The organism is Microbulbifer celer, assembly GCF_020991125.1.
Classification (GTDB): domain Bacteria; phylum Pseudomonadota; class Gammaproteobacteria; order Pseudomonadales; family Cellvibrionaceae; genus Microbulbifer; species Microbulbifer celer.
The window spans coordinates 2810181-2824789 of sequence record NZ_CP087715.1; the positions used below are offsets into that span (position 1 = coordinate 2810181).

The 14609-nt window shown below is 59.7% G+C and carries 12 protein-coding genes; 7 read left to right on the forward strand and 5 right to left on the reverse strand.

What is annotated here, in order from left to right; translation table 11 throughout:
* Positions 1-837: a UTP--glucose-1-phosphate uridylyltransferase GalU gene (galU, locus tag LPW13_RS11805; RefSeq protein WP_230435619.1), complete on the reverse strand. Its 837-nt coding sequence runs from the start codon at positions 835-837 to the stop codon at positions 1-3.
* A 254-nt stretch (positions 838-1091) separates the two neighbouring features.
* On the opposite strand from galU, the gene fabA reads away from it, so the two are divergent.
* Together fabA and fabB are read left to right on the forward strand one after the other, a co-directional pair.
* Complete coding sequence (gene fabA / locus LPW13_RS11810) at positions 1092-1616, forward strand: 3-hydroxyacyl-[acyl-carrier-protein] dehydratase FabA (RefSeq protein WP_230435621.1); 525 nt, start codon at positions 1092-1094, stop codon at positions 1614-1616.
* Between the two features lie 78 nt (positions 1617-1694).
* Positions 1695-2918, forward strand: coding sequence for a beta-ketoacyl-ACP synthase I (gene fabB, locus LPW13_RS11815; protein ID WP_230435622.1), 1224 nt, complete (start codon positions 1695-1697; stop codon positions 2916-2918).
* 109 nt (positions 2919-3027) lie between these two features.
* Here the strand turns inward: fabB and LPW13_RS11820 are convergent, their stop codons facing one another.
* The 4 genes from LPW13_RS11820 to LPW13_RS11835 all read right to left on the reverse strand — a co-directional run bounded on the left by LPW13_RS11820 (position 3028) and on the right by LPW13_RS11835 (position 7369).
* Positions 3028-3882, reverse strand: coding sequence for a sugar nucleotide-binding protein (locus LPW13_RS11820; protein ID WP_230435624.1), 855 nt, complete (start codon positions 3880-3882; stop codon positions 3028-3030).
* Between the two features lie 16 nt (positions 3883-3898).
* Positions 3899-4477, reverse strand: a complete 579-nt coding sequence (gene ssb, locus LPW13_RS11825) for a single-stranded DNA-binding protein (RefSeq protein ID WP_230435625.1) — start codon at positions 4475-4477, stop codon at positions 3899-3901.
* Positions 4478-4640: 163 nt separating this feature from the next.
* Positions 4641-5813, reverse strand: coding sequence for an MFS transporter (locus tag LPW13_RS11830; protein ID WP_230435627.1), 1173 nt, complete (start codon positions 5811-5813; stop codon positions 4641-4643).
* A 152-nt stretch (positions 5814-5965) separates the two neighbouring features.
* Positions 5966-7369 (reverse strand): mannose-1-phosphate guanylyltransferase/mannose-6-phosphate isomerase, encoded by a 1404-nt coding sequence (locus LPW13_RS11835; RefSeq protein ID WP_230435628.1) that lies wholly within the window; start codon positions 7367-7369, stop codon positions 5966-5968.
* Positions 7370-7513: 144 nt separating this feature from the next.
* Between LPW13_RS11835 and uvrA the strand changes: the two genes are divergently transcribed.
* The 5 genes from uvrA to LPW13_RS11860 all read left to right on the forward strand — a co-directional run bounded on the left by uvrA (position 7514) and on the right by LPW13_RS11860 (position 14608).
* Positions 7514-10342: an excinuclease ABC subunit UvrA gene (gene uvrA, locus LPW13_RS11840; protein WP_230435630.1), complete on the forward strand. Its 2829-nt coding sequence runs from the start codon at positions 7514-7516 to the stop codon at positions 10340-10342.
* A gap of 29 nt (positions 10343-10371) precedes the next feature.
* A complete protein-coding gene (locus tag LPW13_RS11845; protein WP_230435632.1) occupies positions 10372-11133 on the forward strand; it encodes a LamB/YcsF family protein in 762 nt (253 codons plus the stop codon).
* Positions 11133-11945 (forward strand): 5-oxoprolinase subunit PxpB, encoded by an 813-nt coding sequence (gene pxpB, locus LPW13_RS11850; RefSeq protein ID WP_230435634.1) that lies wholly within the window; start codon positions 11133-11135, stop codon positions 11943-11945. The genes LPW13_RS11845 and pxpB overlap by 1 nt, the downstream gene beginning before the upstream one ends.
* A complete protein-coding gene (locus tag LPW13_RS11855) occupies positions 11942-12874 on the forward strand; it encodes a 5-oxoprolinase subunit C family protein (RefSeq protein WP_230435636.1) in 933 nt (310 codons plus the stop codon). The genes pxpB and LPW13_RS11855 overlap by 4 nt, the downstream gene beginning before the upstream one ends.
* Before the next feature lie 258 nt (positions 12875-13132).
* Complete coding sequence (locus LPW13_RS11860; RefSeq protein ID WP_230435638.1) at positions 13133-14608, forward strand: serine hydrolase; 1476 nt, start codon at positions 13133-13135, stop codon at positions 14606-14608.
* The last annotated feature ends 1 nt before the right edge of the window (position 14609 follow it).

Sequence of the window (14609 nt, forward strand, 5' to 3'; positions counted from 1 at the left end):
TCAGCCTTTTTCTCCAGGCAGGTATACATTTTCATAAACGAAATTGGTGGCTTCGATAAAGCCATCCACGGAGCCGCAGTCAAAGCGGCGCCCTTTGAAGCGATAGGCCAGCACACAGCCCTGCTGGGCCTGTGCCAGCAACGCATCGGTGATCTGTACCTCACCATTTTTACCCGGCGGGGTTTGGCGGATCAGATCAAAAATATCCGGCGTGAGGATATAGCGGCCGATGATTGCCATATTGCTCGGGGCATCTTCCGCTGCGGGCTTCTCCACCATGTCGGTGACCTGGTACAGGTCCGGCTTGATCTCATTGCCGGCAATAACGCCAAATTTGTGGATCTGTTCCTTCGGAACTTCCTCTACCGCCACAATGCTGCAACGAAACTGCTTGTAAAGTTGCACCATCTGACCGAGCACCCCAAGCGCATCGTGCAGACAGAGGTCATCTGCAAGTACCACGCCAAAGGCCTCATCGCCGATCAGGCGTTGCCCCTGGAGAATGGCGTCCCCAAGACCGCGCATCTCCCCCTGACGGGTGTAGGAAAAGCTGGCCTCATTGATCACCGAACGCACGCTGTCCAGATAACGTTCTTTACCGGTGCCGGCAATCTGGTGTTCGAGTTCGAAGTTGGTATCAAAATGATCCTCGATGGCGCGCTTGCCGCGCCCGGTCACAAAGCCGATTTCGGTGAGCCCGGCCTCAATGGCCTCTTCTACGCCATATTGCACCAGGGGCTTGTTTACCAGCGGGAGCATCTCTTTGGGCATCGCCTTGGTCGCGGGCAGGAAACGCGTGCCGTAACCGGCCACAGGGAAGAGACATTTTTTGAGCATTTATCCCCCTTGAACGACAAATTGGCACAACACTATGCCGTTTTTCTGCAAGTTATCACAAAATGATGACAAGAATCAGTCTGGCACGGCGATGGGAAGTTGTCGCTCACTCCCCCATAAAACCGGGTTACTATCAGGGGTCAATGGTTGAAAGGGACTTTTCCAGTCACAAAAAGGGTACTGACTGACTGGACAAGCTACCCTTAGCCTTTAGAATGCCGGCTCGTGTAAAAATGCCCAGAATCGGGGACCCAATGAGTAATTTTGTTCAAAAAAGCAGCTACACCCGTGACGAACTCCTGGCCTGCGGCCGGGGAGAAATGTTCGGTCCGGGCAACGCCCAACTACCCGCACCCAACATGTTGATGCTGGATCGCATCACCCACATCTCCAAAGATGGCGGCGAGTTCGGGAAAGGAGAACTGATTGCCGAGCTGGATATCACCCCGGACCTGTGGTTCTTTGATTGCCACTTCCCCGGCGACCCGGTCATGCCCGGCTGCCTCGGCCTTGATGCCATGTGGCAGCTGCTCGGTTACTTTCTGGCCTGGAAGGGCAACCCCGGCCGCGGTCGCGCACTGGGCTGCGGCGAAGTAAAGTTTACCGGCCAGATCCTACCGACCAACAAGAAGGTTACTTACCATATCCAGATGAGCCGCCTGGTTGAGCGCAAGCTGGTGATGGGCATTGGCAATGGCTCCGTGGCGGTAGACGGCCGCGAAATCTATACCGCCAAGGACCTCCGGGTTGGCCTTTTCACCCGCACCGACAACTTTTAATTCTGTTGTCAATCCGGGCACAACAATGTCCGTGCACAACAATAAAAACTCACTGAACAAGCTTTACTGGAGATCACTATGCGCCGGGTAGCAATTACCGGAATGGGCATCACTTCTTGTATCGGCAATAACACCGAGGAAGTACTGGCCTCCCTCAAAGCCGGCCGCAGCGGCATCCGCTATATGGATGAATATGCGGAACTGGGCCTGCGCAGCCAGGTCGCGGGCGTTGTGGATATTGATATCAAGGAACATATTGATCGCAAGCAGCTGCGCTTTATGGGCGACTCCGCCGCTTACGCATACATTTCCATGGCCGAAGCCATCGCCATGTCCGGGCTGGAAGAGTCCGACATTTCCAACCCGCGCACCGGGCTGGTGATGGGTTCCGGTGGCACCTCCACCGCCGCTATCATCGAGTCTGCAGAAATCCTGAAGACCAAGGGTGTGCGTCGCGTGGGCGCCTTCCGGGTTCCCCAGGTGATGGGCAGTACTGTATCCGCTTGTCTCGCTACCCCATTCAAGATCAAAGGGGTCAACTATTCGATCTCCTCCGCCTGCGCCACTTCCGCGCACTGTATTGGCAATGGTGCCGAGCTGATCCAGATGGGTAAGCAGGACATCGTTTTCGCCGGCGGCGGTGAAGAGCTGGCGTGGAGCCTGACGCACCTGTTCGACGCCATGGGCGCGCTTTCATCCAAGTACAACGACACTCCCACCAAAGCCTCCCGTCCCTACGACGCCGATCGCGACGGTTTCGTGATTGCCGGCGGCGGCGGCTGTGTGGTGCTGGAAGAAATGGAACACGCCAAGGCCCGCGGTGCAAATATCATCGCCGAGCTGGTGGGTTACGGTGCCACTTCCGACGGCTATGACATGGTGGCCCCCAGTGGCGAGGGCGCTGCCCGCTGCATGCAGCAGGCGCTGGCCGGCATGGACGGACAGGGACTGGATGGCAGTGTGGATTACATTAACACCCACGGCACCTCCACTCCGGTGGGCGATGTGGCGGAACTGCGGGCGATGAAGGAAGTATTCGGCGATAAGGTACCGGCGTTCGCCTCCACCAAATCCCTGACCGGCCACTCCCTGGGTGCCGCCGGTGTGCAGGAAGCCATTTATGCCCTGCTGATGATGCAGAACAACTTTATTGCGGCCTCCGCCAATGTGGAAACAATAGACGAAGCCGCCGAGGGCCTGGATCTCGTTACCGAACTGCGTGAGACGGAAGTGCGTCGCGCGCTGTCCAACAGCTTCGGCTTTGGCGGTACCAATGCCAGCCTGGTGTTCGATAAGGTGTGACGACACCTCGCCATCGCACAGAAACACCGGATACAAAAACGGCGAGCCATTGGCTCGCCGTTTTTGGTTCTGTGGAAATGGGAACCTCAGCGTCAACTTGCGGGAGCGGTCAATTACTCGCCTGCTGCATGCGCTCCAGCCACAATTCCACTTGACGGGTCAGCCCCTGGCGCCAACTGCGCTGCTGGATGCCAAACGAATCTCTTACCTTGCAACAGCTGAGAATCGCCGAGCTATCGGCCCGCTCTTCTTCCAATGGCAGCAGCTCCGCCTCGAACTCTTCGCCGTAGAGTGATCGCACCCGGTCCACCACCTCGCGACCGAACTCCATTGCCGTACACTGATCTGCAGCGCCGTAGTGGTAAACGCCCGATACCGGGCCACCACTGGCCAATTGCTGCATCATGGCGACCGCCACCCGCGACATATCCGCCACCGTCACCGGGCTGCCTTTGCTGGTATCGTCGAGCCTGACCGGCTTGCCCGCCAGCAACCCGCCGATCACCCGCCCCAACAGCGCCTTTTCACCGCGATCCACCTGCCAGCCCAGGCGCAGGATACTGACATTGCCCTTCGACTCAGCGTGGTTCAGTAGCAGTCGCTCACATTCGAGCCAGTTGCGCCCGCTTTCGCTGTCCGGATCCGGCAGATCTTCCTCATCCAGCTTTTTACGCTGGCCACCGGCAAAAACCCGGTAGGAAGACAAGTGCAACAGGGCGTGAAACTCCTGCTGCAACAGGCGCTCGCAGGCCTCTTTCGCTTCAGCCATGTGCGCCGCACCGCCACAGCAGGCAGCATTGAGCACCAGGGCTCCGGGGCGCAGCTGGTCGATCTCCGACGCGGTCAGCAGCTGGGTGCGGAAACCCACCCGCTGCAGCCCTTTGTGCAGGACGCTGTCGATGGCGTTACCGGCACCGATGACCGCAACAGAGTCCGGCAGATAGCCGGTGTGGTGCATGGGCATTCGAAGTCAGATCCAATCAGAAGGGAATATCGTCGTCGAAGCTGTTGTCAAAACCGCCCGCCGGGGGTTGCGGCTGGTTGCCGCCCTGGTTCTGGGGCGCCTGCTGCTGGCTGCCCGGTGCCATCGGCGAAGGCGCTGAGCGGCCCTGGGCGTACTCGTCCTGATAACCGCCCTGGTTCTGGGCAAAGCCGCCCCCCTGATTCTGGTTCTGGCCGTAGCCACCGCCCTGCCCCGGCTGGAAGCCGCCTTCCCCGCGGCTGTCGAGCATCTGCATTTCGCCGGCGACAATCTCGGTGGTGAAGCGATCCTGGCCGGTCGTCTTGTCCTGCCATTTGCGGGTGCGCAGGGAGCCTTCCAGGTACACCTTGCTACCCTTGCGCAGGTATTCGCCGGCGATCTCTGCCAGGCGGTTGAAGAACACCACCCGGTGCCACTCGGTGCGCTCCTGCTGCTGACCGGTCTGCTTGTCTTTCCAGGTTTCAGACGTAGCGACGTTGATATTGGTCACCGCGCCGCCACTGGGCATGTAACGGGTTTCGGGGTCTGCCCCCAGGTTGCCAACCAGAATTACTTTGTTCACGCCCCTGCTGGCCATAAATTTCTCCTGTCGCTCGGCCCCGAGGGCCGGTGTAATCTCAAAAATGGAATTTAAATCGGTAAACTGTCGCAGCAGACCGCCGCAACACAAGTCATGTATTTTTATCCAGCAGCATACAACACTCGCCCCCGGCCGTCACCGCACGCCGGCGCCCCGCCCGTCAGACTGCCGCTGATGCCAGGGACCCGCGCCGCAGACGCCACCAGACCAGCGACCACACCACCAGCACCCCCAGGCCAAAGGTCGCCACCGCACCGGCACCGCCCTGCCCATAGAGCACCCCGCCCAGGCTGCCACCGACAAAGGCACCCAGGAACTGCAGGGTCGCATACAGCCCGGTCGCCGCACCGCGGCACGCCTCAGGGGCCACCCGGGTGAGCTGCGCTGGCAGCAGGGCTTCGAGCAGGTTAAAGGCAATAAAGAAAACCCCGAGGCTCGCGATTACCCAGCCGCCGTGCACATCCGGCATCAGGGCGATGCTGCCACAGATCAACCCCAGCAGCGCCAGGCGCATGGCCGCAGGTACCTGCTGACGCTTTTCCGCCATCCGCATCAGCGGCAGCATGATCACAAACGCCCCCAGCATCAGCGGTCCGTAGAGTTTCCAGTGCGCCTCACTGGCCAGCCCCAGCTTTTCTACCAGCGTGAGCGGTAGTGGCACGAATAACATGGTCAGCAGCAGGTGCAGGAAGAAAACCCCACTCACCAGACGCCAGATGCTTCCCTGTGCCAGCAAGCGCTTGAAATCACCGCTCACAGGCCCCCGACGCAGGGAAACCTGTGGATCCGGCACCAGCCGCCAGACCAGCAGTATTCCCAGCAAGGCGAGCAACGCGGTCAGCCAGAAAATGGCCGACAGCCCGCCGATACCTGCCACCAGAGGACCGAGTACCACCGCCAGCACAAAAGCCACACCAATGGAGGCGCCAATCACCGCCATTGCCTTACCGCGATTCTCATCCCGGGTCAGGTCGGCCGCCAGGGCCATAGTAGCGGCGGCAATGGCACCGGCCCCCTGCAGAATGCGCCCGGCTATCAGGCCATAGACCGAATCGGTGACCGCCGCCAGCACACTGCCACCGGCGAATATCGCCAGCCCGCAGTAAATCACCGGTTTGCGCCCCCAGCGATCGCTGAGCACGCCCAGGGGAATCTGCAGGATGGCCTGGCTGAGACCGTAGGCCCCCAATGCCACCCCCAGCAGGGCCGGTGTGCTGTGCAGGTATTCGTCGCCATACAGGGACAACACCGGCAGCACCATAAACAGGCCGAGCATGCGGAAGACGTAGAGGGAGGCGAGGCCGGCGAGAGCGCGACGTTCAACTGGATTCATGAAAGGGTCCGGGCACATCCATCGGAGCGCATCCTATCGTCGACGATAATGATGCTGAGTAAAATTGCGGCGCATTGTAGCAGCCACAGCGACGGAGGTTGATCCCTCCGTCTCTAATACCCGGATAGATTCAGGCTATTTGACCCGCAAGGTCAATTGCGCCCATATTGATCCTCAATACGGACGATATCGTCTTCGCCGAGGTAACTCCCGGACTGGACCTCGATCAGTTCCAGGGGAATGGTCCCCGGGTTCTCCAGACGGTGGACAACACCTAGGGGAATATACGTGGACTCATTCTCGGTCACCAGCAGCTTGTCTTCGCCGCGGGTGACCATGGCGGTGCCGCGTACCACAATCCAGTGTTCGGCGCGGTGGTGGTGCATCTGCAGGGAAAGCTGGCAGCCGGGCTTGACCACAATGCGCTTGACCTGGAAGCGCTCGCCGCCATCGACAGAGTCGTAATAGCCCCACGGGCGGTAGACCTTGCGGTGGCGCTCCGCCTCGCTGCGGGCGTCTTTTTTCAGGCGCTGGACCAGTTTCTTCACTTCCTGCACCCGGCTCTTGTCGGCGATCATAAGGGCATCATCCGTATCGACGACCACCAGATCCCTGACCCCGAGCACCCCGATCAGGCGATCGCCACCGTGCACCAGACAGCCGGAGGTCTCTTCGGTCATTACATCGCCACGCAGCAGGTTGTCATTGTCATCCCGCTCCGCCAGCTCCCACAGCGCGGACCAGGAGCCCACATCGTTCCATCCCGCCTGCATCGGCACTACCGCGGCGGCTTCGGTCTTTTCCATTACCGCATAGTCGACGGAATCCGACGGACATCGGGCGAACGCCTCCGCGTCTATACGGGTAAAATCCAGATCCCGTCCGGCACCGGCATAGGCGGCGCGACAGGCGGCGAGTATTTCCGGGCAATACTGCCCCAGCTCTTCCAGGTAGCGGGACGCGCGGAACAGGAACATGCCACTGTTCCAGTTGTAGTCGCCACTGGCGAGGTACTTTTCCGCCGTGGCCAGATCCGGCTTTTCCACAAACTCCGCCACCTTCCAGCCACCGCTGACGGCATCACCACTGCGGATATAACCATATCCGGTCTCGGCACAGGTGGGCACAATCCCAAAGGTGACCAGGTGGCCGCTCTCCGCCAACGCACGAGCGCCGCTCACCGCGCGCTGGAACGCGGTAGTATCTGCGACCACATGGTCCGCGGGCAGTACCAGCAGCAACGGGTCTTCGCCGCCCTCGGTCGCCGCCAGCGCGGCCAGGGCGATGGCCGGCGCGGTATTGCGGGCACTGGGCTCCAGCAGAATGGACTGGGCGGCGCGATCGATCTCCAGCAGCTGCTCGGCGGCGGCAAAGCGGTGATTCTCGTTGCACACCAGTATCGGTGCCTCGATCCCGTCCATGCCATCGAGGCGCAGGGCCGTCGCCTGGAGCATGGTCCGGGCGCCCGCCAGCGGCAGAAACTGCTTGGGATAGGCCTCGCGGGACAGCGGCCACAGGCGGGAACCGGTACCACCGCAGAGAATGACTGGAATCATGATTTCCCTTTTCGACTGGACTAATACATTGCAGCGGATTTTGGCACACCCGGGCAGAGGATTATACTTGACCGTTTTCTTTTGCCCGGACTCTCTCTCACCCGATTTTGGCCGGGACATCCAGCATCAACAACAGGATTCTGCGTGGATACGATTTATGTAAGGGGTGCCCGCACCCACAACCTGAAGAATATCGATCTCGATATTCCCCGCGACAAGCTGATCGTGATTACCGGTCTGTCGGGGTCAGGTAAGTCTTCACTCGCCTTCGACACCCTCTATGCTGAGGGCCAGCGGCGTTATGTGGAATCGCTGTCCACCTACGCCCGCCAGTTCCTGTCGATGATGGAAAAGCCCGATGTGGACACCGTAGAGGGGCTGTCGCCGGCCATCTCCATCGAACAGAAGTCCACCTCCCACAACCCGCGCTCGACGGTGGGCACCATCACCGAGATCTACGACTACCTGCGGCTGCTGTTCGCCCGGGTCGGTGAACCCCGCTGCCCCGAGCATCACGAGCCCCTGCAGGCCCAGACCATCAGCCAGATGGTGGACCAGGTCCTGGCATTGCCCGAGGGCAGCAAGATCATGCTCCTGGCGCCGATCGTGCGCGACCGCAAAGGCGAACACCTGCACGTATTCGAGCAGCTGCGCCGGGACGGCTTTGTGCGTGCGCGTATCAACGGCACCGTGTGCGACCTGGACGACACGCCGAAGCTCGACAAGCGCAAGAAGCACACCGTGGAAGTGGTCGTGGACCGGTTCAAGGTACGCGACGACCTGCAGCTGCGCCTGTCGGAGTCCTTCGAGACCGCACTGAACCTTACCGACGGCATTGCCGCCATCAGTTTTATGGACGGCGACCAGGAAGACCGCCTGTTCTCCGCCCGCCATGCCTGCCCGGTGTGTGATTACTCACTGGACGAGCTGGAACCGCGCCTGTTCTCGTTCAACAACCCCGCCGGCGCCTGCCCCGCCTGTGACGGCCTGGGTGTGAAACAGTTCTTCGATGAAGACAAGGTGATCCTCGACGCGGAGAGCAGCATCTCCGAAGGCGCGATCCGCGGCTGGGACCGGCGCAACATCTACTACTACCACATGCTCGACTCGCTGGCGGAGCACTACGGTTTCGACCTGGACAAGTCGTGGAAAAAACTGCGCAAAAAAGACAGAGAGGTCATTCTCTACGGCAGCGGTGACACGCCCATCGACTTCAGCTATGTGAACGACCGCGGCGACGTCACCATCCGCCGCCACACCTTCGAGGGCATCATCCCCAACTTCCAGCGCCGCTACCGGGATACCGAGTCCCAATCCGTACGCGAGGAGCTGGCCAAATACCTCAGCACCCAGAAGTGTCCTGACTGCAACGGCACACGCCTGCGCCGGGAAGCCCGCAATGTGTTTGTGGACAACCAGACCCTGTCGCAGATTACCGAGCTGCCAGTGGGAGATGCGTTTGAATACTTCGCCCACCAGCTCAAATTCAAGGGCGCACAGAAAGAAATCGCCGACAAGATTCTCAAGGAACTGCGCGATCGTTTCCGCTTCCTGGTGGATGTGGGGCTCAACTACCTGACTCTGAACCGCAGTGCCGAGACCCTGTCCGGCGGTGAGGCGCAGCGCATCCGCCTGGCCAGCCAGATCGGCGCCGGCCTCGTCGGCGTGATGTACATCCTCGACGAGCCCTCCATCGGCCTGCACCAGCGGGACAACGAGCGACTGCTGGCAACGCTCACGCATTTACGGGATATCGGCAACACCGTGATCGTGGTGGAGCACGACGAAGACGCCATCCGCGCGGCAGATTTTATTGTCGATATCGGCCCCGGTGCCGGGGTACACGGCGGCGAAGTAGTGGCCGCGGGCACCCACGAAGAAATCGCCGCGTGTGAGCGCTCGCTCACCGGTCAGTACCTGTCCGGCGCCAAGCAGATCAAGGTCCCGGAAAAACGCCTCCCCGCCCCCGGAGAGGTTCTGCGCATCGAGGGCGCCACCGGTAATAACCTGCAGGATGTGGACCTGGAGCTGCCGGTAGGCCTGTTCACCTGTGTTACCGGCGTGTCCGGCTCCGGTAAATCCACCCTGATCAATGCCACCCTGCATCCGCTGGCGGCCACCGCCCTGAATAAGGCGACCACCTTGAAGGCAGCGCCCCACCGGGCGGTGGAAGGGCTGGAACATTTCGATAAGTGTGTCGATATCGACCAGAGCCCGATCGGCCGCACCCCGCGCTCGAACCCGGCGACTTACACTGGTATTTTCACCCCGATTCGTGAACTATTTTCCGGTACTCAGGAGGCGCGCTCGCGCGGTTACAAGCCGGGCCGCTTCAGCTTCAATGTGAAAGGCGGACGTTGTGAGGCCTGTCAGGGCGATGGCGTGATCAAGGTAGAAATGCACTTCCTGCCGGATATCTATGTGCCCTGTGACACCTGCAAGGGCAAACGCTACAACCGCGAAACCCTTGAAGTGCATTACAAGGGCAAAAATATTCACGAAGTACTCGAGATGACCGTGGAAGATGCGCGGGAATTTTTCGATCCGGTACCGTCCATTGCCAAGAAGCTGCAGACGCTGATGGATGTGGGTCTGTCCTATATCAAACTCGGCCAGGCGGCGACCACCCTGTCTGGCGGTGAAGCGCAGCGGGTGAAATTGTCCCGTGAACTCTCCAAGCGCGATACCGGCCAGACCCTGTACATTCTTGACGAACCCACCACCGGCCTGCACTTTGCCGACATTCAATTACTACTGGACGTGTTGCACCGGCTGCGGGATCACGGCAATACCATCGTGGTGATCGAACACAACCTGGACGTGATCAAAACCGCAGACTGGATTGTGGATCTCGGCCCCGAAGGTGGCTCCGGCGGCGGCCAGATCATTGCCGCTGGCACGCCGGAACAGGTGGCCAAAGTGAAAGGCTCCCACACGGGGCGCTTCCTGAAATCCATGCTAAAGAAAGCCTGATCGACACACCGCGAGGGAGTGTGCAGAGCGTGAAAACCATCGACATCAATTGCGACCTGGGAGAGGGAGAAACCGCGGCAGACCTCGCGCGCGATGCGCAGATTATGCGGTTTATTTCCCGCTGCAATATTGCCTGTGGCGGACACGCGGGCAATGCCACCACCATGGCGTTATCGCTGGAAAATGCACTTAACAACAAGCTCGCGGCCGGCGCCCACCCAGGCTATCCCGACCGGGAAAATTTCGGTCGGGTTTCCCTGCCGATCGAGCACGGACAGTTACTCGATTCAATATGGGAACAGATTCAACGCCTCGAAACTGAAGCCGGCAGAATGCAAATTGCGCTCAGCCATATCAAACTGCACGGCGCGCTGTATAACGATGCCGAAGCGAATGATCAGCTGGCGAAAGTACTGGTGGACTTTATTCACAAAGAATTTCCCCACCTGCAGATTCTCGGACTGGCCAATGCCGCCATGGAGCGCGCCGCGAAAAAATTGAATCATCCGTTTTTGCGCGAAGGGTTTATGGATCGCCGGTACCTGAATGCGCACCGGCTCTCCCCCCGCAGTATGCCGGGCGCAGTGATTGAAGAATTTGACCAATGCCTGCAGCAGGTACTCGCCCTGGCCAGTGGCGCAACTTTCGGTGACATCGACAACACGCCGCTACAGTTTTCCGTCGACAGCATCTGCCTGCACGGCGACACCCCGGGTGCAGAAAGAACGGCGCGCAAACTACAGCAGGCGTTGCGACAGGCAGGATTTAAACTCGGACCCTCGGCAAGCTGATGCCCGGATCATTTACAAAGCGTACATTCGAGCTGCAGACCAACGGCGATAGCGCTCTGGATATCCGCTTTGCGGATGCCCCCGGCCCGGACCTGAGCGAAACGATTATCGCCCTGGCGCAGGCCATCGAGTCGGCGTCCATTCCCGGGGTTACCGAACTGGTCCCCGCTTATCAGTGTCTGACGGTTTGCTTTGATCTTTTGCAATTGCCGGATGATGGCGCGGGCACGCAGCGTCTTGTCGACACACTGAATGAACTGGTGCGCGTACAACTGACACAACCATCGCCGGTTGCGGGCCCGCGCTACCAGATCAAAATTCCGGTCTGCTATGCCCCCGAATTTGCCCCGGACATGCAAGCACTCAGCAACCACGTTGGGCTCCCTGCCGACCAGGTCATCCGACGCCACAGCGCGACCGACTACCTCGTGCACATGCTGGGTTTTACCCCGGGGTTTCTCTATCTCGGCGGACTGGACAAGCAACTGCACTGCCCGCGCAAGGACCGCCCAACATTGAATGTCCCGGCAGGCTCGGTGGGTATCGGTGGTGGCCAGACTGGCATCTATCCACAGCAGACGCCCGGGGGCTGGCAAATCATCGGCCGCACTCCACTGGCACTGTTTCGCCCACAACGGGACCCGGCATTTATCGCGCGGCCGCTGGATCGGATCCGGTTCGTGGCCATCAGTGCACAGCAGTTCGCAGAAACAGATCCGTTTGCCGAGCCGGAGAAAATACCGATCGATACCGCCGAAACCGATCTGGCCAATGCGGGGAATATACAGAAAAGCCGGGGGGCAAGACGGTGAGTCTCCACATTATCCAGCCCGGCCTACAGACCAGTATCCAGAGCGTCGGCCGCCCCGGGTTGATGCGCTGGGGCGTCGCCCGCGGCGGTGCCGCGGACACCTTTGCCATGGCGCTAGGCAATTTACTGCTGGGGAATCCCATCGCGCACCCCGGTATCGAGGTGGCGTTGACCGGGCCGGAGATAGAGTTCACCACCGATGTTTCCATTGCGGTAACCGGTGCGCGCTTCGATCTTAGCCACAATGAAAACGCCGTACCCAATAACGCCGTGTTGAATATGGCTGCCGGCGACCGTCTGCGCTTCGGCGCCCTCAAATCCGGAGCCCGCGCCTATCTGGCACTCGCCGCCGAGATCGACCTCGCCCCGGTTTTCGGCAGTGTCTCAACCCATCTGATTAGCGGATTCGGAGGTTTACACGGCAGGTCTCTTCGAACCGGCGACCACGTCCCATTGCAACACTGCCGATACGTTGCGCCGCGGGAACTGCCACCGCAATTCCGCCTGGACTACCGGACGCGGCCGCTGATCCGCGTGGTCCCGGGCTGCGAGGCCGGGTATTTTTCTGCGGAGGCACTGAGCGCATTCCATCACGGTGGTTTTGCGGTGTCGCCTCAGAGCAACCGTATGGGGATTCGCCTCACCGGCGAGCCACTGGCAACCACAGATCTCCCCCAGCTCGTCTCTTCCGCGCTCTGCCCGGGCACCGTCCAGGTGCCGCCCAATGGCCTGCCGATTATCAGTTTCGTGGAGGGACAGACCATCGGCGGTTACCCGCGTATCGCCCACGTGATCAGCGCCGACCTGCATCGGCTGGGACAGCTGCAGGCCAACCAGCGGCTGGACTTTGAGCCGGTCAGCGCCCACAGCGCCCGACGTATCCTGAAAGAAAAAACACAGTTATTACACGAACTGCCCGCGATGTTGTAAGCAGCTGATCGCAGGTTATCGATCTCGGCAGCTCACGCAAACCGCCGCCTCCAAGAGGTCGCGGACATCAGGGCTGGAACCGGTAACCCTCTAATCCGAATAATCCACGACTGGAACGAAACCGCAACCACGGATCAATTCCTCGCTTCTGGCTTAATCAGGATGCATCTCAACCCACACCTAGCCGCGTCCAATTCAGACGCTGGGCCCTACCCCAGATAACCCCAAGGGCAAACAATAACGAGAAAGGAGCTTGAAATGCTATTAAGGAGACTTATCTGCGGCGCGCTGGGCTACGTCATCGCAGTTTCCGTGCATGCGCAGGAATGGCAGACCAACGTCGAAGAATTCGGCGAACACTTGGTGGCTAGCGGGGCTGTCCCGGGCATGGCGATCGCCGTTGTCCAGGGAGAACAAATTATTTACCGCCACAGTTTCGGTGTGGCAGACATCCATACAGGCCGAAAGGTGGACGATGACACCTACTTCTACATTGCCTCCAGCACCAAAGCCCTGACAGCCACAGCGGCGGCACTGAAAGCAGCGCACGGCCATCTCGATCTCGACAAACCCGTTACCAACTACCTACCAGAATTAGCAGGATCTGAATGGGAGTCACGGCGAGTCACCCTGGCTGAGCTTCTCTCCATGCGACACGGCATGAAAGACGATTGGCCGGTCGTGCTACGCACCGCCTACACCGGCAATTACACCCGCTCCAAACTCATTGACCTTCTCGGCAGCTACCAGCCATCCGAAAACGGCAAGTCATTTCACTACGACAATCTTGGCTACAACGTCATCGGGCTAGTATTAGGTGGAAAAGAGAAGCAAGGATGGAAACAAGTGGTTCACTCGGAAGTACTGGCACCTTTAGGCATGAACCAGACTACGTCAAAGCTTACGGAGTTAAAAATAGAGCAAGTCGCGATGCCGCATAACATCGCCAGCATCCCTACCAACCGCCTGACACTGCTCAAGGATGATGAGAATTTGCATGCCGCCGGCGGTCATTTCTCTACGGCATCCAGCCTGGCACGTTTTGTATCCGCCCATATCAACCTCGGTACATTTCAAGGCGAGCAGCTCCTGCCGGCGGCCCCCCTCCACTTAACCCAGAGAGTACACGCCAAACAGGATCGAAAGTTCGGTGATTACCAGCGCACCGGATGGGGATATGGTTGGGATATAGGCCGCTATGAAGGTGAGCTGTTACTACACCGTTTCGGCGCCTTTCCGGGATACAGGACCCATATGTCATTTATGCCGGAACACGGCGTAGGTGTAGTGGTTCTCGCCAACGCTTCGACGCCCGCGGTAGATTTGATGGCAAACTTAGTCTACGAAACGCTGCTGAAAAAAGAGGGGGCGCAAGCACGCTTCTTAGACAAACTGAAAGTTCTGGAGCAGAGACTGGCAGGCTACCGAGAGCGATATGCGAAGCACCTGGAGGAGCGCAAACAGCGTGCCGCGCCACTCGCTCACCCTCTGGAGGCCTATACCGGCAGCTATGACAATCCGGAACTGGGCGTAATGACCTGGCGCCTCAACGGGAACTACCTGGAGGTACAAATGGGGGTCGCCCACTCACCCGCCGAAATCTACGACGCGAAAGTGAATGCCTTCCGTATCGAAATTACCGGCGGCGGCCGCGTGGCGCACTTTCTGGTCGACGAGTCCGGTAGCATCACCGGACTACGCTTCCTGGAGCGGGAATTTAAAAGGCGGCTCTGAT